At 75.6% G+C, this 25,673-nt stretch carries 24 protein-coding genes; 19 read left to right on the forward strand and 5 right to left on the reverse strand.

The annotated features are described in order from the left end of the window. Positions 1-3 precede the first annotated feature (3 nt). The 16 genes from ACH4SE_RS02950 (at position 4) to ACH4SE_RS03025 (ending at position 19,432) form a co-directional block, all read left to right on the forward strand. Positions 4-2,223 carry an AAA family ATPase gene (locus ACH4SE_RS02950; RefSeq protein ID WP_398541626.1) on the forward strand — a complete coding sequence of 740 codons (2,220 nt, stop codon included), beginning with the start codon at positions 4-6 and terminating at the stop codon, positions 2,221-2,223. 255 nt (positions 2,224-2,478) lie between these two features. Next, positions 2,479-4,023, forward strand: coding sequence for a phage tail sheath family protein (locus ACH4SE_RS02955; protein ID WP_398541472.1), 1,545 nt, complete (start codon positions 2,479-2,481; stop codon positions 4,021-4,023). Between the two features lie 53 nt (positions 4,024-4,076). Further along, positions 4,077-4,517, forward strand: coding sequence for a phage tail protein (locus ACH4SE_RS02960; protein ID WP_398541473.1), 441 nt, complete (start codon positions 4,077-4,079; stop codon positions 4,515-4,517). Further along, positions 4,514-5,035: a hypothetical protein gene (locus tag ACH4SE_RS02965; protein ID WP_398541474.1), complete on the forward strand. Its 522-nt coding sequence runs from the start codon at positions 4,514-4,516 to the stop codon at positions 5,033-5,035. The genes ACH4SE_RS02960 and ACH4SE_RS02965 overlap by 4 nt, the downstream gene beginning before the upstream one ends. Beyond that, positions 5,032-5,190: a DUF6760 family protein gene (locus ACH4SE_RS02970; RefSeq protein WP_199923323.1), complete on the forward strand. Its 159-nt coding sequence runs from the start codon at positions 5,032-5,034 to the stop codon at positions 5,188-5,190. Before ACH4SE_RS02965 ends, ACH4SE_RS02970 begins: the two co-directional genes overlap by 4 nt. A 4-nt stretch (positions 5,191-5,194) precedes the next feature. Next, a complete protein-coding gene (locus ACH4SE_RS02975; protein WP_398541475.1) occupies positions 5,195-8,515 on the forward strand; it encodes a hypothetical protein in 3,321 nt (1,106 codons plus the stop codon). 26 nt (positions 8,516-8,541) lie between these two features. Further along, positions 8,542-8,967 (forward strand): phage tail protein, encoded by a 426-nt coding sequence (locus tag ACH4SE_RS02980; RefSeq protein ID WP_398541476.1) that lies wholly within the window; start codon positions 8,542-8,544, stop codon positions 8,965-8,967. A 72-nt stretch (positions 8,968-9,039) separates the two neighbouring features. Continuing rightward, the gene (locus ACH4SE_RS02985) at positions 9,040-9,762 is read left to right on the forward strand and encodes a LysM peptidoglycan-binding domain-containing protein (protein ID WP_398541477.1); all 723 of its coding nucleotides are present in this window, start codon (positions 9,040-9,042) and stop codon (positions 9,760-9,762) included. After that, complete coding sequence (locus ACH4SE_RS02990) at positions 9,759-11,573, forward strand: VgrG-related protein (protein WP_398541478.1); 1,815 nt, start codon at positions 9,759-9,761, stop codon at positions 11,571-11,573. The genes ACH4SE_RS02985 and ACH4SE_RS02990 overlap by 4 nt, the downstream gene beginning before the upstream one ends. A 162-nt stretch (positions 11,574-11,735) precedes the next feature. Next, complete coding sequence (locus ACH4SE_RS02995) at positions 11,736-12,050, forward strand: PAAR domain-containing protein (RefSeq protein ID WP_398541479.1); 315 nt, start codon at positions 11,736-11,738, stop codon at positions 12,048-12,050. After that, positions 12,050-12,517 (forward strand): GPW/gp25 family protein, encoded by a 468-nt coding sequence (locus ACH4SE_RS03000; RefSeq protein ID WP_398541480.1) that lies wholly within the window; start codon positions 12,050-12,052, stop codon positions 12,515-12,517. Before ACH4SE_RS02995 ends, ACH4SE_RS03000 begins: the two co-directional genes overlap by 1 nt. Next, positions 12,517-14,490 carry a putative baseplate assembly protein gene (locus ACH4SE_RS03005; RefSeq protein ID WP_398541481.1) on the forward strand — a complete coding sequence of 658 codons (1,974 nt, stop codon included), beginning with the start codon at positions 12,517-12,519 and terminating at the stop codon, positions 14,488-14,490. Before ACH4SE_RS03000 ends, ACH4SE_RS03005 begins: the two co-directional genes overlap by 1 nt. Before the next feature lie 274 nt (positions 14,491-14,764). Next, on the forward strand, positions 14,765-15,325 hold the full coding sequence (locus tag ACH4SE_RS03010) for a phage tail protein (RefSeq protein WP_398541482.1): 561 nt from the start codon (positions 14,765-14,767) through the stop codon (positions 15,323-15,325). A gap of 904 nt (positions 15,326-16,229) precedes the next feature. After that, positions 16,230-17,114 (forward strand): NADase-type glycan-binding domain-containing protein, encoded by an 885-nt coding sequence (locus tag ACH4SE_RS03015; protein WP_398541483.1) that lies wholly within the window; start codon positions 16,230-16,232, stop codon positions 17,112-17,114. 193 nt (positions 17,115-17,307) lie between these two features. Then, positions 17,308-18,774 carry a PE-PGRS family protein gene (locus tag ACH4SE_RS03020; protein ID WP_398541484.1) on the forward strand — a complete coding sequence of 489 codons (1,467 nt, stop codon included), beginning with the start codon at positions 17,308-17,310 and terminating at the stop codon, positions 18,772-18,774. A gap of 76 nt (positions 18,775-18,850) precedes the next feature. Beyond that, on the forward strand, positions 18,851-19,432 hold the full coding sequence (locus ACH4SE_RS03025; protein ID WP_398541485.1) for a hypothetical protein: 582 nt from the start codon (positions 18,851-18,853) through the stop codon (positions 19,430-19,432). Between the two features lie 305 nt (positions 19,433-19,737). Here the strand turns inward: ACH4SE_RS03025 and ACH4SE_RS03030 are convergent, their stop codons facing one another. The 3 genes from ACH4SE_RS03030 to ACH4SE_RS03040 are packed head-to-tail and all read right to left on the reverse strand — an operon-like array spanning position 19,738 to position 21,953. Then, positions 19,738-20,031 carry a DUF1330 domain-containing protein gene (locus tag ACH4SE_RS03030; RefSeq protein ID WP_398541486.1) on the reverse strand — a complete coding sequence of 98 codons (294 nt, stop codon included), beginning with the start codon at positions 20,029-20,031 and terminating at the stop codon, positions 19,738-19,740. A gap of 33 nt (positions 20,032-20,064) precedes the next feature. Further along, a complete protein-coding gene (locus ACH4SE_RS03035) occupies positions 20,065-21,498 on the reverse strand; it encodes an MFS transporter (protein WP_398541487.1) in 1,434 nt (477 codons plus the stop codon). Next, entirely contained in the window at positions 21,495-21,953 is a 459-nt protein-coding gene (locus tag ACH4SE_RS03040) for a MarR family winged helix-turn-helix transcriptional regulator (protein WP_398541488.1), read from the reverse strand. Before ACH4SE_RS03040 ends, ACH4SE_RS03035 begins: the two co-directional genes overlap by 4 nt. Before the next feature lie 158 nt (positions 21,954-22,111). Here ACH4SE_RS03040 and ACH4SE_RS03045 point away from each other — a divergent pair, with 158 nt between their 5' ends. Together ACH4SE_RS03045 and ACH4SE_RS03050 are read left to right on the forward strand one after the other, a co-directional pair. Further along, entirely contained in the window at positions 22,112-22,639 is a 528-nt protein-coding gene (locus ACH4SE_RS03045) for an ArsR/SmtB family transcription factor (protein ID WP_398541489.1), read from the forward strand. A gap of 11 nt (positions 22,640-22,650) precedes the next feature. Further along, a complete protein-coding gene (locus tag ACH4SE_RS03050; RefSeq protein WP_398541627.1) occupies positions 22,651-23,883 on the forward strand; it encodes an MFS transporter in 1,233 nt (410 codons plus the stop codon). A gap of 24 nt (positions 23,884-23,907) precedes the next feature. On the opposite strand, the gene ACH4SE_RS03055 is transcribed toward ACH4SE_RS03050, so the two are convergent. Further along, on the reverse strand, positions 23,908-24,099 hold the full coding sequence (locus tag ACH4SE_RS03055) for a hypothetical protein (RefSeq protein WP_398541490.1): 192 nt from the start codon (positions 24,097-24,099) through the stop codon (positions 23,908-23,910). Positions 24,100-24,113: 14 nt separating this feature from the next. Continuing rightward, positions 24,114-24,965: a helix-turn-helix domain-containing protein gene (locus ACH4SE_RS03060; RefSeq protein ID WP_398541491.1), complete on the reverse strand. Its 852-nt coding sequence runs from the start codon at positions 24,963-24,965 to the stop codon at positions 24,114-24,116. A 245-nt stretch (positions 24,966-25,210) separates the two neighbouring features. Between ACH4SE_RS03060 and ACH4SE_RS03065 the strand changes: the two genes are divergently transcribed. Further along, positions 25,211-25,612 (forward strand): ATP-binding protein, encoded by a 402-nt coding sequence (locus ACH4SE_RS03065; protein WP_398541492.1) that lies wholly within the window; start codon positions 25,211-25,213, stop codon positions 25,610-25,612. Positions 25,613-25,673 lie beyond the last annotated feature (61 nt).

Consider the following 25,673-nt stretch of genomic DNA (forward strand, 5'->3'; position numbering starts at 1 on the left):
GCTGTGCCCGGGGGGCCCGGGGAGCCGGACGCGGCGCAGGATCCCGCCGGGGAGGCGGAGTTCGACCTCTGGGAGCGGCTCGCGGTCGTCGAGGTGCGCGTCCGGGGGGCGGTCGAGGCGCGGCGTGCCGACGACCCGGATCCGGAGGACCCCTACCGCGGCCAGTACCTCACGCCCGAGGCCGCGCAGCGCATCCTCGACGCTCCCGGCGGGCTCGGCATGCCGCCCGCGGGCAGCTGGCGTCCCGCGCCGGGGACGGTGCTCGACGGGCTCGCCGCCCGCTTCGGGCTCACCGCGCTCGACCTGGACCTGCTGCTCGTCGCCCTCGCCCCCGACCTGGACGCCCGCTTCGAGGCGCTGTACGGCTACCTCAACGACGACCTGACGCGCCGCCGCCCCACCGTGGGGCTCGCGCTCGAACTGTGCGGCCGGACGGGCACGTCCGCGGCCCGCTTCCGGCTCGCCCCCGGCGCGCCGCTCGTCGACGGGGGCCTGCTGGAGGTCGCCGAACCCGAACGGCCCCCGCTGTCCCGGACGCTGGCGGTGCCCGACCGGGTGACCGCGCACCTGCTGGGCGGCTCCCGGCCCGACACCCGGCTCGCCGCCGTACTCCGCGAGGCGGCCGAGGACCCGGCGGCCGGGCCGGAGCACGTACGGGCGGCCGCCGCCGCCGCGGCCACCGGGACGGGCCTGGTCCACCTGCGCAGCCGGGGAGGCGACGCCGAGGGCCTCGCCGTCGCCGCACTGCGCGCCGCCGGGCTGCGCCCGCTCGTCCTCGACGCGGCGGCGCTCGCCCCGCGCGCGGCCGAGGTGCCCGACATCGCCCGCGCCGCCGCCCGTGAGGCGCGGCTGACCGGCGCCGGGGCGGTGCTCGGCCCGCTGGAGGCGCTGCCCGACCGGCCCGCCGAACGCGCCCGCGCGCTGGGGGAGTTGTGTGCGGCGCTGCGCGGCATCCCGCTGTTCACGCACGGCACCTCCGCATGGGACCCGGCGTGGGCGGCGGACAGCCCCGTCGTCCTGACCGTCCCCGCCCCCTCCCCCGAGCGCCAGGCCGCCCGCTGGCGGCACGCCCTGGCCGAGGCGGCGCGAGCCGTACGCCCTGACCAGCCCGGCACGCGGGACGCGGCCGCCCGCGCCGCGGACCGGCCGGACGCCCTGGACGCACGGCCCGGGGGCCCCGCCCCGGGACCCGGCGGCACGCCCGAACCCCCCGGCGACCCCGGCACGCAGGACGCCGCGGCCCTCGCCGCCGCCGTCGCGGCCCACCGGCTGGACGCCCGGCAGCTGCGCCGGGCCGCCGACGTGGCCGTACGCACCGCCGCGCTCGCCGCCCGCCCGGTCACGGCCGACGACCTGCGCACCGCGGTGCGGGCGCAGAACGGCGCGGGCCTGGAGCGGCTGGCCCGCCGGGTGGAGCCCGGTGTCGGCTGGGACGACCTGGTCCTGCCGGCGCCCACCCACCGCCGGCTGCGCGAGCTGGCGCTGCGGGCCCGGCACCGCGACCAGGTGCTCGGGCAGTGGGGGATGCGGCCGGGCGGCGGCCGCGGGCGCGGCGTCATCGCGCTGTTCTCCGGTGAGTCCGGCACCGGCAAGACGATGTCCGCCGAGGTCGTCGCCGCCGACCTGGGCATGGACCTCTACGTCGTGGACCTGTCGACGGTCGTCGACAAGTACGTGGGGGAGACCGAGAAGAACCTGGAGCGGATCTTCACCGAGGCCTCCGCCGTCAACGCGGTGCTGCTCTTCGACGAGGCCGACGCGATCTTCGGCAAGCGCTCGGAGGTGAAGGACGCGAGCGACCGGCACGCCAACATCGAGTCGGCGTACCTGCTCCAGCGCATGGAGTCCTTCGACGGCATCGCCGTCCTGACGACCAACCTGCGGGCCAACCTGGACCCGGCCTTCACCCGCCGGATCGACGTCGTCGCCGACTTCCCCGTGCCCGACGCCGGCCGCCGCCGGGATCTGTGGGAGCGCTGCCTCGGCGACCGGCTGCCGCGCGCCGCCGACCTCGACCTCGGCTTCTGCGCCGACCGCTTCGAGCTGGCGGGCGGCTCCATCCGCGCCTGCGCGGTGACGGCCGCCTACCTCGCGGCGGAGGCGGGCGGCCCGCTCACGATGCGGCAGGCGGTGACGGCCGTCGCCCAGGAGTACCGCAAGCTCGGCCGCCTGGTCCTGGCGGGCGAGTTCGGCCCCTGGCTGGGGGAGATCGCGGAGAGCTGAGCGGGCCCCCGCGCGGGGCCGCCGGACACCCCGCAACGGCCCTTCCGGCGCTGCGACCTGCGCTGTCACCCTTCGCGCCGGACGCCGGGCGGAAGGTGCCGCAGCGCGCTCGCGAGGTCACGCTGCGGGTCCGCAAAGGGCAGCGGGCCTGCCCCCCGGCAGGTCCGCCCGTCTCTGGCCGCCCCGGGGGTCTGCTCCGCAGACTCGGCCTGGAGACAGCTGATCCGCAGCCGGTATGGACGCGAAGGAGCGAGTATGGCGACGTACCTCACCCCGGGTGTGTACATGGAGGAGGTGCAGTCCGGGGCGCGGCCGATCGAGGGGGTCGGCACCGCCGTCGCCGCGTTCGTCGGCTTCGCCGAGGCCGGCCCGTTCCACGCGCCGACCCTGGTGACCAGCTGGGACCAGTACAGCCAGACCTTCGGCGGTTTCACCGAGGGCACCTACCTGGCGCACGCGGTCTACGGCTACTTCGCCAACGGCGGCGGCGCCGCCTACGTCGTGCGCATCGGCGGGGCGGCGGGCACCGGCGCGGACACCACGCAGAAGGCCGTCGGTTCGGCGGAGCCCGTCGAGCTGGGCGGCTTCACGGTCGTGGCCAGGCCCGGGGCGAGCGGCCTGACGGTCGAGGTCGCCGACGCGGAAGGCGACAGCCCCGCGGAGGACCGCTTCAAGCTGCTGGTGAAGCAGGGGGACAAGGTCGTGGAGACCTTCGACGCCTCCACCCGCAAGAACGTCCGCGCCTACCTGGTCACCCAGGCGCGCGGCTCCAGTTACGTCGAGGTCGCCGAGAAGCGCGGCGGCACGCAGACCCGCCCGGCCAACGGCGTGACCGCGCTGGCCGACGGCCCGGCCCCCGCGGGGCGCGGCGGCTCCGGCGAGGTGCAGCGGCTCAGCCCGTCCGAGTACGTCGGCGACACCGCGGCCCGTACCGGCTTCGGCGGCCTGGAGACGATCGACGAGATCACCATGGTCGCCGTCCCGGACCTGATGAGCGCCTACCAGCGCGGTGCGATCGACGCCGAGGGCGTGCGCACCGTGCAGCTCGCCGTCATCGCGCACTGCGAGCAGATGGGCGACCGGGTCGCCGTGCTGGACGCCCCTCCCGGGCTCACGGCGCAGCAGGTGCGCACCTGGCGCAACGACGAGGCGGGCTACGACTCGCGCTACGCGACCCTCTACTACCCCTGGGTGCGGGTCTTCGACCCGGCGCTCGGCCACAACACCACCGTCCCGCCGAGCGGCCACATCGCCGGCGTGTGGGCGCGCAGCGACGTCGAGCGCGGGGTGCACAAGGCGCCCGCGAACGAGGTCATCCGCGGCGCCGTGGACCTGGAGCTGCGGCTCAGCAAGGGCGAGCAGGACCTGCTCAACCCGATCGGCGTCAACTGCGTGCGCGCCTTCCCCGGCCGCGGCATCCGCGTGTGGGGCGCGCGCACCCTCTCCTCCGACCCGGCCTGGCGCTACCTGAACGTGCGCCGGCTGTTCAACTACCTGGAGGAGTCCATCCTGCTGGGTACCCAGTGGGTGGTCTTCGAGCCCAACGACGACCGGCTGTGGTCCAGCATCCGGCGCAACGTCACGGCCTTCCTCACAGAGGAGTGGCGGCGCGGCGCGCTGTTCGGCCGCACCGCCGACGAGGCCTTCTACGTCAAGTGCGACCGTGACAACAACCCGCCCGAGTCCATCGACCAGGGCCGGGTCGTGTGCGAGATCGGCGTCTGCCCGGTCAAGCCCGCCGAGTTCGTGGTCTTCCGGCTGGCGCAGTTCTCCGACAGCACCAGCCTCATCGACGAGTGACCACGGACGCGACCGCGAACCAGCGACGCAGCAAGGAAAGGTGACCGGAAGTCATGGCAGAGGGCGACGCGCTTTCCACCCACATCTTCGGCGTGCAGCTCGGCGGCTACCTGGTGGAGTCGATCCAGGAGATCAGCGGGCTGACCGTCGAGGAGGAGGTCGTCGAGGTCCGGCAGGTCAGCTCGGACGGCAAGCAGATCATCCGCAAGCAGCCCGGTGCCCGGCTGGCCGGTGAGATCACCATCACCCGCGGCATCGACAAGAGCAGTGAATTCACCAAGTGGATCAAGGAGACGCTCAACAAGGGCGCCGTCAACACCGCTCGGCAGAACCTCACGATCGAGATCAAGGACTCCGAGGGCAACACGGTCCGCCGCATCCAGCTGATGCAGGGCTGGGCGTCCAAGTGGGAGGGCCCGTCCCTCAACGCGGGCCAGTCGTCCGCGGCCACCGAGTCCGTGACCATCGTGTTCGAGGAGATCGTCGTCGAATGAGGCGCCGTACGGTCAGCGCGGGCAGCCTGGAGGAGATCCTCGAGGCCACGGCACCGCTCGCCCGCGCGGCGGAGCAGCCGGCGGAGACCGCGGGCGCGGCGGGGGCTCCGGCCCCCGCCGCCCCGGCGGCCGCCCGGCGGCAGCAGGTGCTGCGCGACGAGTTCGAGTTCGAGCTGCCGCGCGGCTACGTGGACGACGAGGGGGTCGTGCACCGGCACGGCGCCATGCGGCTGGCCACCGCCCGCGACGAGCTGCGCCCGCAGATCGACCTGCGGGTGAAGGAGAACCCGGCGTATCTGAGCGTGGTCCTGCTCAGCCAGGTCATCACCCGGCTCGGCCCGATCACCGACGTCCACGCCGGGATCGTCGAGCGGATGTACGCCACCGACGTCGCCTTCCTCCAGGACTTCTACCGGCGGGTCAACAGCGAGGGCCACACCCGCGCGGCCGTGACCTGCCCGCACTGCGACGGCGGCTTCGAGGTCGACCTCTCGGGCGGGCGCCTGGGGGAATCGTGACGTACGCACTCCCCCGGCTGCGGGAGGAGATCGCGTACATCGCCTACCACTTCCACTGGGCGCGCGAGGAGATCCTCGACCTCACGCACGACGAGCGGCGCCAGTGGGTGAACGAGATCGCGCGCATCAACACCCGTATGAACGAAGGCGGTTGAGCACATGGCATGGCGGGACAGGCTGAACCGCCGGCCCGCCGGGCCGCCCACCGCGGGGGCGGATGACGCGGGTGGGGCCGCCGGAGGGCGGGACGCGGCCGCACGCCCCTCCACGGGTGCGGACGCCGCAGCGGGCGGTCCCGCTGCGGGCGGTTCCGGGGCGGCCCGGTCCCTGCCCGCAGGGTGGGACGGCGGGTGGCGGCGCACGTCGCCGCCCGAACTGACCGTCGCCCGTTCCGCGCTGGGTGTCAGCGACGGTCTGGTCTTCCGGGGCCGCCTCGCGTCGTGGCAGAACCCGCTGTTCGACAACGGCCTCGGCCACGCGGTGTCGCCGGGCGCGCCCGCGGGTGTGGCCCGCGGTGTCGCCCGCCCGCCGGCCGGTGACCCTTCCCCTTCCTCGTCCTCCGCCGCCGGGCGCGGGGGCCCGCTGCTGCTCAGCGCGGTGCCGGACGGGACACCGGGCGGATCGGGGGCGCCCGGGGGCGGGACGGGCACGTCCCGGCCGCTCGCCCACGAGACCGGCTCACCGGCGGCGCTCACCGGCTCGGCCCCTGCCGTGCAGCGGGCCGCTGCCGGCGCCCCGGTGCGCCCGGCGGCGGAGGTGCCGATACCGCTCGTCCGGCGGGTCGCCGTCGTGCCCGGCACGGGCGAGGCCCCGCCCGCCGCGGGCGGCCGCGACTCCGCCGGTGGCGCCCGGAACACCGCCGGTGGCGCCCGGAACACCGCTGGCGCTGCCCGGAACACCGCCGCGGGCGGCCGCGACTCCGCCGGGGCCGTCCCGGTCGTGCGGCCCCGCCCGGTGGGGCCCTCGCCGGTCGTCGCACGCCGCCCGGCCCGGCCCGCGCTACGGCGGCTGAGCGCGCTGCGTCCTGCGGCCCCCGTCCGGCGCCCGCAGGAGGAGCCCGGGGCGCAGCCCGCGGCGGCCCCGGGCGGCCGGGAACCGCTGGGCACGCCCGCGGGCGCCGCGCCGCGGGAGGCGTCCGCGCCGGGCGCCGGGGCGGGTGCCGCGTCGGCGGCCGCCGGTGGCATGCCGGTGGTGCAGCGGGCGCAGGAGCCTTCGGACGGTCCGGGCTCCGGGCCGCGGGCGGGCGGGACGCGGGACGACGCCGGGGCCGAGGGCGGCCGGGCGCAGGGCGCCGCTTCCGCCGCCGGTGCGGAAGGCGCGGGTTCCGTGCAGCGGGCCGTACCGCCGCTCGCGGGGCGGGCCCCGCTCGGTGAACTGCCGGACGCGGTGGCCCCGGTGGCGCCCGCGTCCGGGGCCGCACCCGCACCCGCGGCCGCGGGCGGGATGCCCGTCGTGCAGCGTGCGGAGGATGCCGCGGGCGGCGCCCCGTCCGCTCCCGCGCAGGTCAGCGCGGGGGAACGGTCCGGCCCGGCGCGCGGCGGCGTAGCGCGCCCCGCGGGCGAGGGACCCGGCACGACACCGGGCGGGGGAACCCCGGGGCCCGTGGACCCCGCGGGCGCTGGCGGCGCCGCCGCGACCCCGCGTGCCGCGGGTGAGGGCGCCGGTACGGCGCCGGGCAGCGCGGTGCAGCGGGCGGTGCCGCCGCTGGGCGGCCGCGGTGCGCTCGGGTCTCCCATGGCCGGACTCCCGGACACCGCCGTGCCCATGGCTTCCGCCTCCGGCACCGGGATGCCCGTCGTGCAGCGCGCGGAGGCGCCCTCCGGCCAGGGCGTGCCCGGTGCCGCGCCGGGCGGTGCCGGGAACCGTGGTGCGCGGGGCGGCCCCTCCGGTACGACGCCGGGCGGTGACGCCCCCGCGGCCGGAACGCGCTCCGGAAGCGACGGCGCGGCGGGCGACTCCTCCGGAGCGACGGCGCCGGGCAGCGCGGTGCAGCGCGCGGTGCCGCCGCTCGGCGGACGTGATCCGCTGGGCGGTCTGCCCGACGCGGCGGCGCCGGTGGCGCCCGTCCCCGGGGCCGCACCCGCCGCCGCAGGGGGCATGCCCGTCGTGCAGCGCGCGGAGGGTGCCCCGGACGGCACGGGCGCGGCGGCGGAACGGCACCCGGCGGGAGGCGGGCCCAGAACGGCCTCGCCCGGCGGCGGCGCGGACACCGCGGCGCCCGGCGCCGCCCCGCGGGGCGGCGTCAGCCCCGGCGGGCACGGCCGGGCGGCGGCCGGGAGCGGCGCGGGAGCCGCGGCGCACCAGGCGGCGGCATCCGCGGGCGGCGCCCGCCCCGGCGGCGCGGGCGGCGACGTCGTGCAGCGGGCCGTGCCGCCGCTCGGCGGACGCGCGCCGCTCGGTGCTCCGGCGGCCGCGCTCCCGGACGGCGCGGGGCCGGTGGCGGCGGGCGGCGCGCCCGGCGGCGGGATGCCCGTCGTCCAGCGGGCGGACGGTGCGCCCGACACACCGCGGCCGGACACCACCCCCGCCCAGCGCCCCCGCAGCGGGCTGGGCGCTCCCCTCTCCACCATGCCCCCCACCGCCGAGATCCCCGGCGCGCCGCGTGGCGCCCGGCGGGCCCCGGCCGCCCCCGTGCTCGGCCCGGGTGCCCTGGGGTCCCGTACGCCTGCGACCCCGGCGGCCCCTGCGGCCACCGCGCCGCCCGCCCCTGTGTCCGCCCGGCGTCCGGCCCCCTCCGGTCCGCCCCCCGTCGTCGTCGCACGCTCCCTCGCGGGCAGCGGCAGCGGCGGCGGCACCCGCCCGCTCACCCTCTTCCCGGCGCAGGCCCCGGCGGCGGCCCGCGCCCTCCCGCTGCTCACCGCCCGCGGGCTCACCCCCAGCACGCGCGCCCCCGAAGGCGCCGCCCCGCTCCCCGCCGCCGCGGCCCCGCCCGTGGTGGCCCCGCGGTGGCCCGGCGCCCAGGACCCGGGCACGGTGCGGGTCCAGCGTGCGGAAACGGGCTCGGCCCCGCCGCCGCTCGTCCGGCCCGCGGCGCCGCCCGCCCCCGCACCCTCCGCCGTCCCCGGCGCGCTGGCCTCCGCGAGCGCGCCGCCCGTCGTGCCCCTGGTCCAGCCCCGCCCCGCCGTCCCCGGCGGGAGCACCGCTCCCGGCCCTGTCCCCGTCGTCCCCGTCGTCCAGCGCAGCGCCCTGAACGGCGCGGACTTCGGCATCCCCGCGGGCGTCCCGGTCACCCCGGTCCCCAAGCCGCAGGCCCAGCCGCGGGCGCAGTCCCAGCCGCAGGTCCAGCGCAGTACCGCGGGTCGCGCCGCCACCGGCGCAGCGGCGCCCGCAACCGGCGCGCAGCACCAGAACCACGGCACCGATCCGGCCGAACTCGACGACCTGGCACGCCGGTTGCTCGATCCGGTCGCCCGGCTGCTGCGCACCGAGCTGCGCCGCGGCCGGGACCGTATCGGCCGCCCGCACGACGGCCGCCGCTGAGGGCGGGAGAGAGGAAGCCAGAACGGATGACGGACAGCATCTTCGCCACGAGCGTGTTCTTCCGGCTCGCCATCGGCGGCAACGACCTGGGCGCCTTCCACACGTGCTCCGGCATGGGCGCCCAGGTGGAGATGGAGAGCTACGCCGAGGGCGGCAACAACGGCTTCACGCACCAGCTCCCGGGGCGCGTGACGTGGTCGAACATCACGTTCACCCGCCCGGTCACCGCGGACACCGCCAAGATCGCCCGCTGGCTGGACGAGACACTGCGCCGGGTGGAGCCCAAGGACGGCGAAATCGTCGCGCTGCGGCCGGACCTGACGCCGATCATCAGCTGGCAGGTCTTCGGCATCGTGCCGGTGCGCTGGGAGGGACCGTCGTTCGACCCGTCCAACTCCCAGGCGGCGGTGGAGACGCTGGAGATCGCCCACGAGGGACTGCGTCCCGGCTGACCCCGCGGGCCGCCCGGCGGCCCCTTGCCGTGCAGAACCCGTCAGACCACCGTCCGGAAAGGAACCCCTCGCATGTCACCCGCGCTCCGCTCCGGCCGGACCGCCGCCCAGCTCGTCCTCATGGAGCCGCCCGCGACCGTCGGCGCGAAGCCCGGCGGGCAGATCGCGCGGCTCTCCCTCCAGTTCAACCCCAGCACGCTCCAGTTGCAGAAGACCAACGAGTGGCGGCGGTCGCCGTCCCGGATGGCCGAGGAGTCGGCGCTGCCGGAGTTCGTGGGCAGCGGCCCGCGCACGCTGAGCCTGGAGGTCTTCCTCGACGCCACCGCCACCCACGACAACTCCGTGGAGCAGGCGGTGGAGAAACTGCTCAAGGCGTGCGTGCCGACCCCGGCGAGCCTGGGCCGCAAGAAGCCGGCGAGCCCGTGGGTGCGGTTCGAGTGGGGCACGGCCCGGACGACCTCGTTCTACGGCGTCGTCACGAGCGTCGCGGCGACGTACACGCTCTTCGACGTGGACGGCAAGCCGCTGCGGGCGACGTGCGCGCTGTCGATCGAGGAGGCGAGCACCGACGTGCCGGGACAGAACCCGACGTCCGGTGCGCGCACCGCCCGCAGCACGCACACCGTGGTGGCGGGCGACACGCTGGCGATGCTGGCGTGGCGGGAGTACGGCGACGCGTCCGCGTGGCGGGAGATCGCGGAGGCCAACGGCATCGACGACCCGATGGCGCTCGCGCCCGGCACCGAGCTGGTGGTTCCGGCGCTGCGCGGGGCCGGAGCGGAGGAAGAGGCATGAGCGAGCAGGGCGGACGGTCCTTCGCGGCGGATCCCATCGTGGAGGCGCCCGGTGAACTGCCGAAGATCTGGGCGGCGCAGCTGGTGAGCTGCGTCGTCGACGAGAACGTGGGGCTGCCGGACGCCGCCGTGCTGACCTTCCGCGACCCCGACCACGAGTTCCTGGCCGCGACGGACATCACGATCGGCATCCCGCTGAAGGTCTCCGTCATGACGGCTTCCGGGCAGGGCCGCGAGCTGCTCTTCAGCGGCGAGGTCACCGCGCTGGAGCTGGACCGCGACCGTACGGGCAGCTTCACGGTCGTACGCGCCTACTCGCGGGCGCACCGGCTCCAGCGGGGCCGCCGGGTGGCGGCGTACCGCAACATGTCGGCGACGGCGATCGTGCGGCAGGTCGCGACCCGGGCGGGGCTCGGGGTCGGCACGGTCGAGGCGGCCCCCGTCACCTACAAGCAGCTGTCGCAGGCGAACGTCTCGGACTGGGACTTCCTGCAGTTCCTCGCGCACGAGAGCGGCGCGCTGGTGCGGGTGGACGACAAGGGCCGGCTCCAGTTCACCAAGCCGAAGAAGGCGTCCGCCGCGCCCGCGCCCTCCACCTCCGCCGCCCGCAACCCGCTCGTGCTGGAGTACGGCCGCAACCTGCTCGCGCTGCGGGCCGCGCTCACGGCGGCGGACGGCGCCGCGCAGGTGGAGGTGCGCGGCTGGGACGTGCGGACGAAGAAGCCGCTGGTGTCGCGGGAGCCGTCGGTCGTGAGCGACAGCATCCAGCCGGGGCTGAGCCCGTCCGGGGCCGCGACCGCCTTCGGCACCGCCAAACTGACCGTGACGGACACCCCGTACGCCACGCTCGCCGAGACCACCGCCGTGGCCGGCGCGGCCGCCGACCAGGTCGGGGCGGGCTTCGCGGAGCTGGAGGCGGTCGTCGAGGGCAACCCGATGCTGCGCGCGGGCGTCCCCGTCGCGCTCGGGAACGTCGGCCCGGCCTTCTCCGGCCGGTACACCGCGACCGCGGTCCAGCACGTCCTGGAGCCGGACCGCGGCTACCGCACCACCGTGTGGGTCGGCGCCAGCCCGGACCGCTCGCTCACCGGCCTGGTCACGGGGGCGAACGCGCCCGGCCGCGGCCCGCGCGTCCCGGGCCTGGCCACCGGTGTCGTGACGGACGTGCGCGAGCCGGACGGCGAGCAGAACGGCGCGGTGCGGCTGACCTTCCCGTGGCTCGACGGCGACTACGTCACCGACTGGGTGCGCACGGTGCAGTGGGGCGGCAAGGGCGGCGGCGGTGTGGTGAGCCCCGAGGTCAACGACGAGGTGCTGGTCGGCTTCGAACAGGGCCTGCTGGACCACCCGTTCGTCATCGGCGGCCTCTACAACGGCCGGGACCAGCCGTCCAGGCACGACGTCCCGCTCGTCGACGGCACCAGCGGCAGGATCAACCGCCGCTCGGTGGTGTCGCGTTCGGGCCACCGCGTGGAACTCCTGGACTCGAAGTCCGGCCCCAACGGGGTCCGCCTCCAGACCGGCGACGGGCGGCTGGAGGTCTTCCTCGACGACCGCAACCACCGCATCGAGGTGACGGTGACCGGGCCGGCGGGCGGTGCCGCGCTCAGCTCCCTGGTCATGGACGGCACCGGCATCACGCTGGACGCCGGGCAGGGCACCGTCAACGTGCGCGGGCGGCAGATCAACATGGACGGCACGGCGGGGGCGCGGGTCAGCGGTGCGTCCGTCAGCGTCAGGGGCACGGCGGACGTCACCGTGGACGGCGGCGCGCTCGGCGTCCTCAGGGCCGCGCTCGTCCGGATCAACTGAGGCCCGCCCATGACGACTTGCTCGTACGCTGGCGGTTGCCGGCCGCCGGCCGGCCCCGGCCGCGACGCCGAACGGTCCCGCCGCCGTACGGCCCCACCGGTCCCACGACCCCAACCGGCCCCCGGGCCACAGGACTTCCAGGACTTCCGCGAGGAGCGACGTATGCCGGCCGCAGCCCGAACCGGTGACCCCACCGACCACGGCGGGGCGATCACCACCCCGCCGCCGCCCGCCGCCGCGACGGTGGCCCGCGTCCTGATCGGCGGGAAGCCCGCCGCCGTCGTGGGCAGCCTGCACGTGTGCGTCGTGCCGCCGCACGCCGCGCTCGGCCCGGCGGACGTCATCCTGCCCAGCCCCACCGCGCTCGTCCGCCCCGTCCTCATCGGCGGGCTGCCCGCCGCGCGGATGGGCGACCGCACCGTGTGCGGCGCGCAGATCATCCTCGGGGCGGTCAACGTGCAGATCGGAGGGGTGTGATGAGCGAGCGCTTCATCGGCCGCGGCTGGGCCTTCCCGCTGCGGGTCGGGCCGACCGGCGGCATCGCCATGGTCGAGCGCGAGCGGGAGATCGAGGAGGCGATCCGGCTGGTGCTCGGCACCGCGCCCGGCGAGCGCCCGATGCGCCCCGAATTCGGCTGCGGCATCCACGAATACGTCTTCGCGCCGGGCGACGGCGCCACGGCCGGGCGGATCGCGCAGCAGGTGCGCGAGGCGCTGGAGCGGTGGGAGCCGCGGATCGCCGTGGAGGACGTCGTGGTGGCCTTCGACGCGGTGGACGCCGGGACGCTCTACATCGACGTCCACTACACCGTCCGCTCCACCAACGACCGGCGCAACCTGGTCTTCCCCTTCTACACGATCCCGTCCGACGGCTCCGGCGATCCCGACGGCTCCGGCGCCGCCCTCACCGACGTCGTCGCGCTCGGCGAGCGGAGGGCCGGCTGATGCCCCTGCCCGCACCCAACCTGGACGACCGCCGCTTCCAGCAACTCGTCGACGAGGCCAAGCGCTACGTCCAGCAGCGTGCCCCCGAATGGACCGACCACAACGTCTCCGACCCGGGCGTCACGCTCATCGAGACGTTCGCGTACCTCGTCGACCAGCTGCTCTACCGGCTCAACCGGGTCCCCGAGAAGAACTACCTCGCCTTCCTCGACCTGCTCGGCATCCGGCTCTTCCCGCCCGCCGCCGCCCGCGCGGAGGTCGACTTCTGGCTCTCCGCGCCGCAGGACGACACCGTGCTGCTGCCCTCGGGCACCGAGGTCACGACGATGCGCGGCGAGACCGAGGAGGCGGTGGTCTTCGCCACGACCGCCGAGCTGCGCGTCCTGCCCTCCTCGCTGGAACGGCTCGTCGCTGCCCCGCACGGCGGCGAGCAGACCGACCGCACCCGCACGCTCGCCGAGGGGCGGGACGTGCCGTGCTTCCAGAGCGCGCCCCAGCCCGGCGACGCGCTGCTCTTCGGCCTGCCCACCGCCGTGCCGCGCTGCATCGTCGCCATCCGCCTCGACAGCCGCGTCGAGGGCATCGGCGTCGACCCGCGGCAGCCCCCGCTGGTGTGGGAGGCGTGGAACGGTTCGGCCTGGCAGCAGTGCGAGACGGGCGAGGACACCACCGGCGGGCTCAACCGCCCCGGCGAGATCCTGCTGTACGTGCCCGCCGGGCACACCGTGTCCACCAGCGGCGGCAGCCGCGCCGGGTGGCTGCGCTGCCGCGTCACCGAGCCCGGGCCCGGCCAGCCCTTCTACTCCGAGTCGCCCACCGTGCGCGAGGCCTCCGTCTTCACCGTCGGCGGCACCATGACCGCCGAGCACGCCCAGACCCTCACCGACGTGCCGCTGGGCACCTCCGAGGGCGTTCCCGGGCAGGCCTTCCGGCTCGCGCGGCCGCCCGTGCTGCTCGACGGCGAACCGCCCGTCGTCGAGGTCTCCTCCGTCTCCGGCACGGAGGGCTGGCAGCGCTGGGACGTCGTCGACAGCTTCGGCCGCTCCGCGCCGGAGGACCGGCACGTCACGCTGGACGCGACCGCCGGCGAATTCGCCTTCCCGCCGGCCGTGCGCGAGGCGGACGGCACGCTGCGGCACTACGGCGCCGTGCCGCCGAAGGGCGCGCAGATCCGCGTGGCCCGCTACCGCACCGGCGGCGGCCCCGCCGGGAACGTCGCCCGCGGGGCGATCTCCGTCCTGCGCAGCTCCGTCCCGTACGTCGCCCGCGTCACCAACCGCGAGGCCGCGCGCGGCGGGGTCGCCGGGGAGACCGTCGACAACGCGAAGATGCGCGCGCCGGACGCGCTGCGCATGCAGGAACGGGCGGTCACCGCCCAGGACCACGAGATCATCGCCCGCCAGGCCGCGCCCTCCGCCGCCCGCGTCCGCTGCGTGCCCGCCTCCGGCGGCGGGCCCGGTTCCGTACGCGTCCTGGTCGTGCCGGACGCCGTCGCGGACGAGGGCGACGACCGGCTGCGCTTCGAGCAGCTCATCCCCTCCGACCAGGTCCTCGCCGCCATCACCGAGGCCCTCGACGAGCGGCGCCTGATCGGCACGAGCGTGGCGGTCGAGCCGCCCGCGTACCAGGGCGTCACCGTCGTCGCCCGCCTCACCACCGCCCCCGGGGGCGATCCCGACGCCGTGCGCGAGGCCGCCCTCGACGCCCTCTACCGCTACCTCAACCCCCTCACCGGCGGGCCCGACGCCACCGGCTGGCCCTTCGGCCGCCCCGTCCAGTACGGCGAGATCTTCGGCGTCCTCCAGCGCGCGACGGGCGACACGGTCGTGGAGGAGCTCCGCCTCTTCCCCGCCGACCCCCTCACCGGCCGCCGCGGCGCCCCCACCGACCGCCTCGACGTCACGGCCGACACGCTCGTCTTCTCCCACCAGCACCAGGTCGCTGTCGCCGGGCCCGACGGGACCCGGGCATGAGCCCGCGTTCGCGCCGCGGGGCGCACGTTCTCCCCGCCGCGGGCGGTGGGGCGAGGGAGCGGCTGCGGCGCGGGGCGACCCAGGGGCGCGGGGAACTGCGCGAGCAACCCACCACCGGCCGGTGGTCCGGGGACGACAGCACCTGCCCCTTCGGGCCGGAAGGGACCCGCGCGCCGATGGGGGCCGGGCGCGCAGTTCCCCGCGCCCCTGAAAACGCTCGCCCGGCGGGGCACACGCAAGCCCGGCGCGGCAGCGCGTCCGAGGAGGCCACCCGATGAGCCGAGCAGCCGTACCGGGCCTGCGGAGCCGGTATCCCATCGGGGAGCAGCTCCCGGCGCTGTACGCCGACGACGACCTCGCGCAGCGCTTCACCGCCGGGCTCGACGTCGTCCTCGCCCCCGTCTTCGCGACGCTCGACAACCTGCCCGCCTACCTCGACCCGCGCCTCGCGCCGCCCGACTTCCTGGCGTGGCTGGGGTCCTGGGTCGGGGTCGCGGACGACCCGCGGTGCCCGCTGGAGCTGCGCCGCGAGGCGGTCGTCCGCGCCCTGGAGCTGCACCGGCTGCGCGGCACGCGCAAGGGGCTGGTCGAGGCGCTGTGGCTGGTGCTCGGCGTGCACGCCGACGTCAGCGGTGACGGCGGCGCGGCCTGGTCCCGTACGCCCGGCGCGGAGCTCCCGCCGCAGGACGGCGCGGGCCCGCTCGTCCGGGTGTGGCCGGGGCGCGAACCGCACGTGGACGCCGAGCGCGTCCGGGAGACCGTCCGCGCGATGTGCCCGGCGCACACCGCCTGCCGGGTGGAGATCCTGCCCGGCCCGCCGAACGAAGGGAGGTGACGCCATGCGTGCGTGTCCCGCGTGCGGGGCGTCCAACGGCCCCACGGAGGATTTCTGCGCGAATTGCGGTACGTACCTGGGCTGGTCGCAGAGCCCGCCGCGGTCGTCCGCGGCGGAGCCGCCCGCGGAGGAGCCCGGCGCCCCGGCGGGGGCGGCCTCTTCCGCGTCCCCGGACGCCGCCGACGCAGAAGGCGCGGCGGGCGGCGCCGCCCCGGCGCCGACCGCTCCCTCGGGCGCTTCCGGCACGGGTGAGGCCGCCCCTTCCGCGCCCGGCGCCCCCGCGCCGCACGGCACTTCGGGCACCCCCGGTGCGGGAAGTGCGGCGAGCGGCGCCGCCCCGGCGCCCGGGGGTACGTCCGGCGCACCCGGCGCCGGGCGGTCGGCCCCGCCCGCGCCCGGCGGCGGAGCCTCCCCGGCAGAGGGCGAGCCCGGCACGGGCGATGCCCCCGCCTCTCCCCCGGCCTCCCCGCCCGACACCCCCGAAGCCCGCGGCGGGCGCCTGCGGCGGGCGGCTCGCGGGGCCGCCGACGCGGTTTCGCCGGGCGGCGGCGTGTCGCGCGCGGCCCACGCCCCCGAAACGGCGGAGGGACGCGTGCGGCGCGCGGCGGACGCTCCCGAGCGGGCGGAGGGACGCCTGCGCCGGGCGGCCGACGCGGTGACGGACGGACCCGACGCATGGGCCGGGCGCCTGCGGCGTGCCGTGCGCGACGGCCTGTCGGGGCCCGGGTCGCACGGATCCGAGCCGGCGGCACCGTCCGTGGCGCCCGCCCCCGCCCCGCCGGGCGGAGCGGCGCCGGCGGACCCCAACCCCCCTGCGGCGCCGGCCGCTTCGCCGGCCGCCCCGCCCGCGGCGGGCAGTGCGGCCGCCGCCCCGGCCCCATCCGTCCCGCCCGCCGCCCCGCAGGTGTCCGTCCCCCCGCAGCGCCCCGCGCCGCCCGCCGCCGTACCGCCCCGCAGGCCCGGGGAGGCCCCCGCCGAGGACGGCACCTCCGCGGACAGCGACCCCGCCCCCGTACGGCCCGTGCTGCCCGGACGGCCGGTCGCGCCGCGGCCGGTGGTGCGGCCGCTGCCGGAGCCGGAGGAGGCGGAGGAGGGGGAGCCCTGCCCGAACTGCGGGACCCTCAACCCGCCCGACCGCCGGTTCTGCCGGCGCTGCGCCACCCCGCTGAACCCCGGGCCCGCGCGTGCCGCCCTGCCCTGGTGGCGGACGATCTGGCCCTTCAGCCGCCGGGTCCGGGCGGGCTCGGGCCGGTTCACGCGGCTGCTGGTGATCCTGCTGGTCGTCGCCGTGCTCGCGGTGGGCGTGTTCTTCGCACTGCCCGCCGGCCGCGGCCTGTTCGAGGACACGAAGGACAAGCTGGACGGCGCGAAGCCGATCCGCCCGGCACACACCACGGCGAGCGCGCAGGTCCCGGGCCACCCGGCGGCGAACACCCTGGACGGCCTCAACAACCGCTACTGGGGCGCGCCTTCGGCGGGAGCGACGATCACGTACACCTTCGCGAAGCCCATCCGCCTCGTCGACGTCATCATCACCAACGGCGCCTCCGCGACGCTGAAGGACTACCAGGCCGAGGGCCGCGCCCTCACGATCGACCTGGACACCACCGCCGCCGGCGGCGCCACCCACCACCAGGAGCTAACCCTCGACGACCGCCCCGGCGACCAGACGTTCACCACCGGCATCAGCGACGTCACGACCGTCCGCCTCACCCTCCGCGCCCCCGCGGGACTGACGAAGGGCCGCCATGTGGCCCTGGCCGAGGTGGAGTTCTTCCGCCGAGGCTGACCCCCGCACTCCGCCGCCCAGCAGCCCCCTCCGCTCCTGGGCGGCGGAGCCGCACCCTCCGGCCCCGGCCGAGACCGCCCCCTGCCCCCTCGCCCCCTCCGTACCCCGTGTGACGGAGGGGGCACCCGAAGCCACCGGGCCTCCCCCGTCGCACCTGAAGACCTGACGCACTCGACCCCGGGGGGGGAGTCACATGCGCAGCGTGAACCCGGAAGACCTGGAGCAGTTGGCCACGCTGCTGGACGGCGCGGATTCCACGAGCCTGAAGAACGCTACGGATGCCGTTTTCCGTGCAGCGGCGACCCTGAATGTCACCTCGAAGCTCACGCCATTGCGCCCTATGGCGGCCTGGGCCACAGAAACCGCCCCCGACCTCCGCCGCCGCGCCGCCCGCACCCGCCTCGGCAACGGCGACCTCACCGGCGGCCTCCTCTGGGCGGGCTTTACCCCCGCCGACCTCAGGACCTACCAGGGGCCCGCCCTCGACCCGGAAACCGTTCTGATCGCCGACTCCGTGGCCAACAGCGACGACCCGAGGGCCTCCCTCTTCCACCGCAGGCCCGACGAGAACCTCGAGACCTACCTCGACCGCCTCCGCGCCACGGCCCTGACCAGCATCCCGGGCCTCCAGCCCTTCGAACCGGCGGTCGAGTACCTGATCGGGGCGTACGGCGACTGGAAGTCGGTCACCGACTCCGCGGGGCATGTGATCGTTCAGGGCACGGCCCTGACCAAGGTGCTGCTGGGCAATTCCTTCAAACAGGGCTGGGGCAGGGAATGGAAGGACTGGGCGGCCAGGTCCCTCAACGGCATGTCCAGCGAGAGGATCCAGAAGTGGGGTGAGCAACTCGACGCGTGGGAGCCGAGGATCCGTTCCCTGGCCGCGCCGGGCACCTGGCTGCCGAGCAGGATCACCGCAGGTCTTCAGCGCATACCGTTCACCGGCGGGTGGATCGGCGACCGAACCGGCGAGCGCTGGGATCGGCTTCGTCGACTGCCGTTCATGAACTCCCAGCTTCTCAGGGAGAACTCGGTCAACAGCGTCATCGACTTCCTCGTCGGTTCCGACGAGCTTGCGGCCAGGTTCGGAGGCAGGACGCACGCGGGTGTGGACGTGGTGAGGGCGGGACAGGCCGACCTGATCAAGGTCGGTTGGAACGCCGCCAAGTCCTTCCGCATCGGAGAAGATGCCGCCGCGGCGAGCCGCACCACCTCGCTGCTGCGCGCCACCGGCACCATGGGCAGGACGGCGGGCCTGCTCCGCGGACTCGGTATCGGGGCGAGCGCGGCCTCCACGGTCATGAGCGGCCTCAACGTGTGGTCGGACGGCAATCCGGCCAAGGCGTTCCGGCGCGAGGGCGCCGGATATGTCGCGGACGTTGCTGAGCTGGGTTTCAACGCGTCCATGACCGCCGCGATGATCTCACCGAATCCGTTCACCCTCGGAGCAGTCGTCGTGTTCGGTTCCGTCTACGGTGGTGCGGAGATCTACCAGCACTGGGACGACATCACCAAGGGCATGGGCAAAGCGGTCGACTGGACGGGTGACACAGCGAAGAAGGCCGGGCACGAGGTCGCCGGCGAGGCGAAGAAGGCCGGCCACGAGGTCGCGAAGGGGGCCAAGAGCGTGGCGAAGGCATGCAATCCACTGAACTGGTAGGGCTGCACCACCCTGCGGCCGGGGGAGCAGCCGCTGCCGGGATCACCTGTCCGATACCTACTCACCGGGACCACACATGAGCGACGGCGGCTTCGACTTCGAGCTGGAGCCCTACAAGGACGGCCCCGAGCACGGTGTGCGTGGGACCGTCGGATCGTTCGGCCGGGTGCAGATCTTTCACACCGTCGGGAAGTGGAAGTCGGGCGACGTCTTCCGCGCCAGCCTCACCGGCGAGCGCCTGCCGGCCACGTCTCTGACGTCCCGCGGCATCGGCGGCGAACCCTCCGTCACCAACGCCGCGTCCCTCGACGTGGGCGGTGTCACCGCCGATCTCCGCTACAACATGCTCGGGATCAGCCGCGCCCAGCGCGCGCTGCGCATCAGACTCGCAGACCGCGTGTACAGACTCACGAAGACCGCGGCACCCGGCGGCTCCGAGCTCCGCCGCGAGGGCGTACGGGTAACCCTCGCCAACGGGAGACGCGCAGGCGGTCCGGGCTCCCTTCGCATGCGCAACGGTGCGGTGCGCGGTCGCGCGGATGCGACGGACCTCGCGGTCGCGCTGATCTTCGAGGCAACAAGCGTGTCCTCGTTGTCCGTCGGCAGTGCTCTCGTCAGCGCCCCCTTCAAAGCGGTGTTCATGACCCCGGGCGAATAGCGAGCCGTTCCGGCCAATCTCCCGGCCTTTCCGCGTCCCGTCGCATGGGATGCGTACACGACCGGCAGCTTCACGTTCGTCGTGGAGCCCTACGGCACCGGGGGGACGGGCACGGTGGGTGCGCCGGGTGACGTGACGGCCCTTCCCGCGCTCCGCCGCCCAGCAGCCCCCTCCGCTCCTGGGCGGCGGAGCGGCACCCTCCGGCCCTGGCCGGGACCGCCCCCTGCCCCTCGGCGGCGCCGATCGCCGAGGTCACGGGCTTGTCCCCCGCTGGGGGCCGCCCTGGGGATCCGGCCGGGCCTCGGTCAGTCGATGCCCTCGACGATGCGGAAGTCGCGCTCGACGCCGTCGGAGAGGGCGGCCAGCGCCTCCTGGTAGGCGGCGCTCTCGCGCGCCGCGACGGCCTGCTCGAAGCTGTCGAACTCGATCAGGACGGTGCGCTCGGCGATTCCGGCGTCGTGCGCCACGACCCGGCCGCCACGGGCGAGCACGCGGCCGCCGCCGGCCTTGACGGCCGGAGCGGCCAGCGTGTTGTAAGCGGCCAGCTTCTCGGGGTCCGCGATGGTGCGGTAGACGCTGACCCAGTAGCCCTTGGGCATGGAACCTCCAGTGGTGAGACGGGTGCTTGCGGTTTACGAGCCGGTCCCGGACGGGTGGCGGCGGGCGAGAGCGAGGCCGGTCAGCGTCGTGATCGCCATGGCGCCGATGCCGACCAGCGCCGCGGTGGTGTAGGCGCTGTCGTCGGGGAAGAGGTGGCCGGGGCCGGTGCCCGCGGCGAGGACCAGGCCGCCGACGGCGCTGCCCAGGGAGTACCCGACGCTGCGGACGACGTAGTTGAAGCTCATGGCGCTCGACGTCTCGCTCCTGGGGGTGACGGCCAGGATGACGCCGGGCATCGCGGCCGAGAAACCGCCGACGCCGAAGCCGAGCACGCCCATCGCCGCGAACACCTCGGCCAGGTCCGACCGGGCCGCCGCGAACAGGGCGAAGCCGCCGCCGACCAGGACGGCGCTGCCGGCCAGGAGCAGGGGGTCGGTGATCCGCGTCCGGACCCGTGGTGTGAGCTTGCCGGCGACGAACCCCAGCACCGAGAACGGGACGAGGACCAGCCCGGCGACGAAGGTCGTCAGCCCGAAGCCGTAGCCGGCGCCGTGCGGCGTCTGCGCGTACCGGGTGACGAGCGTGAGCAGGAGGTACATGCCGATCCCGCCGACGAACATCGCGAGGTTCGCCCCGGCGACCGCCGGGTGCCGCACCGCCCGGACGTCGACCAGGGGTGTCGTGCTGCGCAGCTCGACGACGGCCCAGACGCAGAGCAGCACCACCGCGACGACGGCGAGGCCCGCCGCCACGGCGAGGTGCCGGCTCCACAGGTTGCGTTCGCCGGCGAGGAAGAGCACCAGGAGCAGTGCGGCGGCCAGGACGACCGCGCCTGCCACGTCCACGTGGCCGGAGCGGCCTTCGGGGGCTTCGGGCACGGAGCGCCACGCGGTCAGGAGGGCGGCGGCGGTGGCGACCAGGCCGAGGCCGTAGGCGGCCCGTACCCCGGCGAGTTCGGCGAGCAGCGCGGCCAGCGGGTAGCCGACGCCGGCCCCGATGATCGAGACCACCGAGATCAGGGCGATCACGGCCGCGCCGCGCTCCTCGGGGAGGTGGTCCCGGGCCACGCCCATCATCAGCGCCGTCAGCCCCAGCCCGACGCCCTGGGCCGCCCTGCCGGCCAGCAGCCACGCGAACGGCAGCGGCAGCACGGTGAGCGCGCTGCCGGCGACGACGACCGCCAGTGTGGCGAGGATCGTGGCCCGCCGGTGCGGGCCGGCTCCGAGCCGGCCCAGGACCGGCGTGGCGACGGCGCCGCTGAGCAGCGGGGCGGTCAGCGTCCACTGCGCGCTGCCGAGCGGGACGTGGAACGAGGTCGCCACGCTGGTGATGAGTGGCGTCCCGAGGCTGGCGACCGCCGCCACGGACAGTGCGATGAACAGCAGGGCGGGGACCAGCGGCCGCGCACCGGAGCGTGCCGCCGGGAACGCCTCCACCGCGGCCCCGCCGGCCGGCTGCCCGGTCACCGCTTCGGCCCTTCGCGGTCCTGGCTCTCGACTTCCGCCAGATGCCTCAGCGCCGGAAGGGCCGCCACCAGCGCCTCGATCTCCTCGCCGGTGAGTTCGCCGATCAACCGCTCGTAGGCGTGGACGCCCGCCTGGTGCCGCGTCCGGACGTAGGAGGCGCCGGCCTCGGTCAGGCACACCAGGGTGACCCGCCGGTCGGACGCGTCGCCCCGCCGTTCGACCAGGCCGGATTCCTCCATCACCCGGACCAGGGCGGTCATCGCGGGCTGGGTGACGCCCTCGACCGCGGCCAGGTCGGTGATGCGCCGCGGACCGGTCCGGTGCAGGGTGGCCAGGGTCGCGGCGGACGTCAGGCTCATGTCCCGGGGCAGGCGTCTCGCGGCCCTGGTGGCCAGGCCGTAGAGGGCTGCCCCGATGGCGGCGGACGCGCCGGGAGCGGTGCCGTGGCGACTCATGGCCGAAACATAGCATTTTTATATTCAGAGCTTATGGAAATTTCCCCGACCGGTGCGGGTGGCCGCGCCCCCGCTCGGGCGCCCCGCGGCCGCACTCGCCGCGTATTCGTTCGCGAACCCCCTTGCGCAATGGTCAAGAAACGTTGACCATTACTCGCATGCCTGCCGACGAGCACCTCCCCGAGACGTTCCGTGTCACCACCGACGAGCAACTGCGCGCCGTCTCCAACCTCACGCGCCACCGGATCATGGCCGTCCTCCGCTTCGAGCCCGCGACGATCACGCAGATCGCCGAGCGCGTGGGGCTCGCGAAGGGGAGCTCCAGTTACCACGTGCGGCTGCTCGAACGGGCGGGCCTGGTGAAGGTGGTGCGCACACGGAAGGTGCGCGGGGTCACCGAGCGGTACTACGCCATGGCCGCGCGCTCCATCGAACTGCCGGACCCGGGCGACGGGGGGCCGGACGTGGTGATGCGGCACGCGGTGGCGGATCTGGAGGCCTCGCCCGCGGGCGGCGAGCGGCATGTGCGGATGGCGCACCTGCGGCTCACCGACGAGCAGTTCGCGGAGCTGGCCGCACGGCTCGGCGCACTGGCGGACGAGTACCGGGCGCTGTCCGACCCGTCGCTGCCGGACGCCTCGCTCGTCTTCGCGCTCTTCCACCCGGCGGGCGGTGAGGCGAAGTGAGCAAGGCCCGACTGCCCGTCGGCTTCGGCCGGTTGTGGACGGCCCAGACCGTCTCCTCGCTCGGTGACGGCGTGACGCAGGCCGCGCTGCCGCTGCTCGCGCTCGCACTGACGCGCGACCCGATGGCGCTCGCCGTCGTCACGGCGGCCGGCACGCTCCCGTGGCTGCTCTTCGGGGTGCACGGCGGTGCGCTGGTGGACCGCTGGGACCGCAGGCGCACCATGTGGATCGCGGACGCGGGCCGCGCCGTGCTGCTCGTCATACCCGCGCTCGCGGCCGTCCTCGACGTGCTGAGCATCCCGCTGCTCGCGGCCGTCGCCTTCCTCCTCGGGCTCGGCGGGCTCTTCTTCGACACCGCCGCCACCGCCTACCTGCCGGAACTGCTGCGCCGCGACCCTGCGCTCCTGGAGCGGGCCAACTCCCGCCTGCGCGGCACCCAGACGGCCATGTCCGGCTTCGCGGGACCCCCCGCGGGCAGCGCGCTGCTCGCCCTGGGGCGGTCGGTCCCGCTGGTCGCGGACGCGGTGTCGTTCACGCTCTCCGCGCTGCTCGTACGGTCGCTGCCCGCGACGTCCGCGCCCGTCGCGGAAGCCGGCGAGTCACTGCTCCGCCAGGCGCGGGCCGGAGCCGCGTACGTTTTCAAGGACCGGCTGCTCCTCGGGCTCGCGCTGCGCCCGGCGGTCGGCAACATCGCCTTCCTCGCGGTGGAGACCGTCCTGCCCCTCTTCGCGCACGAGCGGCTCGGCATCCACACGTACGGCTACGGCCTGCTCCTCACGGCGGAGGCCACCGGCGGCCTGCTCGGCGCGGGCATCGCCTCCTTCCTCGGCCGCCGCCTCGGCACCGGCACGGCGCTGACGTGCACGGCGGCGCTCGAAGGGCTCGCCGTCATGGGCCTCGCGGCCGCCCCGAACGCCTACGCGGCCGGATGCGCGCTCGCCGTCTGCGGGGCGGGCATGGGCGCGACGATGGTCCTCGCACCCTCCCTGCGCCAGGCGGTCGTGCCGCCCCACCTGATGGGACGCGTCGCCTCCACCTCCCGCATGCTCGCCATGTGCGCGGCCCCCTTCGGCGCCTTCCTCGGCGGCTGGCTGGCCACGGCGTACGGCATCCGCACCCCGCTCTTCGCCGCGGCGGGCCTGCTGCTGACGATGACGGCGATCACGGCGTCCATGACCGGCAACCGCCGCGTCGACGCCGCCCTCACGGCCGCCGCGCCCGCGACTGCGCCCGCCGCCGTGTGACGCCGCCCCGCCGGGGGCGGCCGCTCACAGCAGGTGGTCCGCCTTGCCGGCTTTGATGTCGGTGATGAGGGTGCGCAGTGCTTCGCGGGTGTCGGTGAGGTAGTGGTCCTCGGCTCCGGCGACGGCGATGTAGGCGTTGCCGTCCGCGTCGGTGCCGAGGCGGAAGCAGGAGCTTCCCTCGCCGCAAAAGGGGGCTTCCCAGGTGATGTCGGGCATCCGGTCTGGTCTCCTCAGAGTTCGCGCGCGATCTCGCGAATGAAGTCGCGGGACCGCTCGGGAGAAAGGGACAGCTCTTCCAACAGGTCAAGCTGCGCCCGGTATTTCGCGAGCTGCGCGTCGGCGTACAGGAAGACGGGGCCGTGGGAGCTGTCGACCTGAACAGTATCGAGTTGCGGCACGGGCCCCTCGGCGTAGACCACGGTCTGGCCCGCTCCCGGGAAGGACCCGTGGGAGAACGGTAGAACGAGCACGGTGACGTTGTCGCGTTCGGAGGCAGCGATCAGGTATTCGAGCTGACCTCGGGCCACGTCCCGTCCGCCGAACTGCATGCGCAGCGCCGCTTCGTGGAACACCGCGACGTACGGCACAGCCGCATCGCCGGTGACGACCTGTTGGCGTTCCGAGCGGTGTGCCAGCCGCAGGGCGACTTCGTGTTCGGGGAGCTTGGGGACGACCGCGCGGAAGATGGCCATGGCACTGTCCGAGGTCTGGAGCACGCCGGGCACGTGCACGGTGTTGGCCCCGCGGAGCCGTACGGCCCCTGCCTCAGCCTCGGAAATGTCCAGCAAGCCCTGGGGCAGGCTGCCCCGGTAACGCTCCCACCACCCCACCTCCTTCGGCTCTGCCATCTCCGCGAGCGCGTTGACGTACGTCTCGTCCGTGCAGTCGCAGTTGCACGCCAACGTGCGCAGCCGCTCCGCGCTGATCGCCCGGACGCCGGACTCCATGTTGGACAGGCGGCTGCGGTCGACGCCGAGCAGGCCCGCGGCGTGTTCGGCGGACATGCCCGCCGCCGTGCGGATGCGGCGCACCTCGCTGCCCAGGCGTTTCTGCCGCTCGGTGAGGACCGTCCGCTGGACCATGCCGTTCCCTCCGCCGTCGCCGTGCTTCCGGTACGAGCATAGGCACACGTCCGTGGCCAATCTGACGGTGCGTCTGGCAAATTGGGCCCCGTGGCCCTACCGTGGTGCGTGCGTCACTACGGAGAGCAACGCCGGAAGCGCACCGCGCGAGCATGCCCGTCCGCCCTGGGGCGGGTGCGCTCGCGACCAGGGCGGCATGCCACCGGCGAACCCCTCACACCCTCACCCTCGCAACGGAGTTCGCCGTGCCCGAGATTCCCGTCGTGCCCGCCCTCTGGCGGTTCCCCGCCCATCCCGCCTCCGCCGGGCGCGCCCGGCGTGCGCTCGCCGACTGGCTGCCCAAGGACGTGCCGGAGAGGCTGTGCGAGGAGCTGGCCCTCGTGACCAGCGAGCTGGTCACGAACGCCGTACGGTACGGGGCCGGGTCCGACGAGCTCGTCGAGCTCGTGGCGTGGCCCGCGGACGGGCACTACTGGCTGGCCGTCTCGGATCCGGGGGACGCCCGGCCCGTGCCGCCCGGCCGGCGGGATCCGCAGGGCGAGTCGGGCCGCGGGCTGCTGCTCGTGGAGGCGCTCGCCGCGGCCTGGGGCGTACGCCCGCGCCCGCAGCGGGGCAAGTCCGTGGTCGCCGGGCTGGCGCTGCCCTGACCGGCGGGCCGGTGGAACCCGCGCGACACCCCTGAACGTCAAAACTGGCGTTGGCTACCAT

The sequence above is a fragment of the Streptomyces sp. NPDC020983 genome, from assembly GCF_044333485.1.
Classification (GTDB): domain Bacteria; phylum Actinomycetota; class Actinomycetes; order Streptomycetales; family Streptomycetaceae; genus Actinacidiphila.

What these genes read in the sequence shown, in the direction of transcription:
- ACH4SE_RS03025 (WP_398541485.1), top strand. Translation starts at nt 18,851, where the DNA reads ATGAGCGACGGCGGCTTCGACTTCGAGCTGGAGCCCTACAAGGACGGC.
- ACH4SE_RS03010 (WP_398541482.1), top strand. Translation starts at nt 14,765, where the DNA reads ATGAGCCGAGCAGCCGTACCGGGCCTGCGGAGCCGGTATCCCATCGGG.
- ACH4SE_RS02965 (WP_398541474.1), top strand. Translation starts at nt 4,514, where the DNA reads ATGAGGCGCCGTACGGTCAGCGCGGGCAGCCTGGAGGAGATCCTCGAG.
- ACH4SE_RS03000 (WP_398541480.1), top strand. Translation starts at nt 12,050, where the DNA reads ATGAGCGAGCGCTTCATCGGCCGCGGCTGGGCCTTCCCGCTGCGGGTC.
- ACH4SE_RS03005 (WP_398541481.1), top strand. Translation starts at nt 12,517, where the DNA reads ATGCCCCTGCCCGCACCCAACCTGGACGACCGCCGCTTCCAGCAACTC.
- ACH4SE_RS02990 (WP_398541478.1), top strand. Translation starts at nt 9,759, where the DNA reads ATGAGCGAGCAGGGCGGACGGTCCTTCGCGGCGGATCCCATCGTGGAG.
- ACH4SE_RS02975 (WP_398541475.1), top strand. Translation starts at nt 5,195, where the DNA reads ATGGCATGGCGGGACAGGCTGAACCGCCGGCCCGCCGGGCCGCCCACC.
- ACH4SE_RS02955 (WP_398541472.1), top strand. Translation starts at nt 2,479, where the DNA reads ATGGCGACGTACCTCACCCCGGGTGTGTACATGGAGGAGGTGCAGTCC.
- ACH4SE_RS02980 (WP_398541476.1), top strand. Translation starts at nt 8,542, where the DNA reads ATGACGGACAGCATCTTCGCCACGAGCGTGTTCTTCCGGCTCGCCATC.
- ACH4SE_RS03055 (WP_398541490.1), bottom strand. Translation starts at nt 24,099, where the DNA reads ATGCCCGACATCACCTGGGAAGCCCCCTTTTGCGGCGAGGGAAGCTCC.
- ACH4SE_RS02960 (WP_398541473.1), top strand. Translation starts at nt 4,077, where the DNA reads ATGGCAGAGGGCGACGCGCTTTCCACCCACATCTTCGGCGTGCAGCTC.
- ACH4SE_RS03030 (WP_398541486.1), bottom strand. Translation starts at nt 20,031, where the DNA reads ATGCCCAAGGGCTACTGGGTCAGCGTCTACCGCACCATCGCGGACCCC.
- ACH4SE_RS03045 (WP_398541489.1), top strand. Translation starts at nt 22,112, where the DNA reads ATGCCTGCCGACGAGCACCTCCCCGAGACGTTCCGTGTCACCACCGAC.
- ACH4SE_RS03020 (WP_398541484.1), top strand. Translation starts at nt 17,308, where the DNA reads ATGCGCAGCGTGAACCCGGAAGACCTGGAGCAGTTGGCCACGCTGCTG.
- ACH4SE_RS02995 (WP_398541479.1), top strand. Translation starts at nt 11,736, where the DNA reads ATGCCGGCCGCAGCCCGAACCGGTGACCCCACCGACCACGGCGGGGCG.
- ACH4SE_RS03060 (WP_398541491.1), bottom strand. Translation starts at nt 24,965, where the DNA reads ATGGTCCAGCGGACGGTCCTCACCGAGCGGCAGAAACGCCTGGGCAGC.
- ACH4SE_RS03040 (WP_398541488.1), bottom strand. Translation starts at nt 21,953, where the DNA reads ATGAGTCGCCACGGCACCGCTCCCGGCGCGTCCGCCGCCATCGGGGCA.
- ACH4SE_RS02985 (WP_398541477.1), top strand. Translation starts at nt 9,040, where the DNA reads ATGTCACCCGCGCTCCGCTCCGGCCGGACCGCCGCCCAGCTCGTCCTC.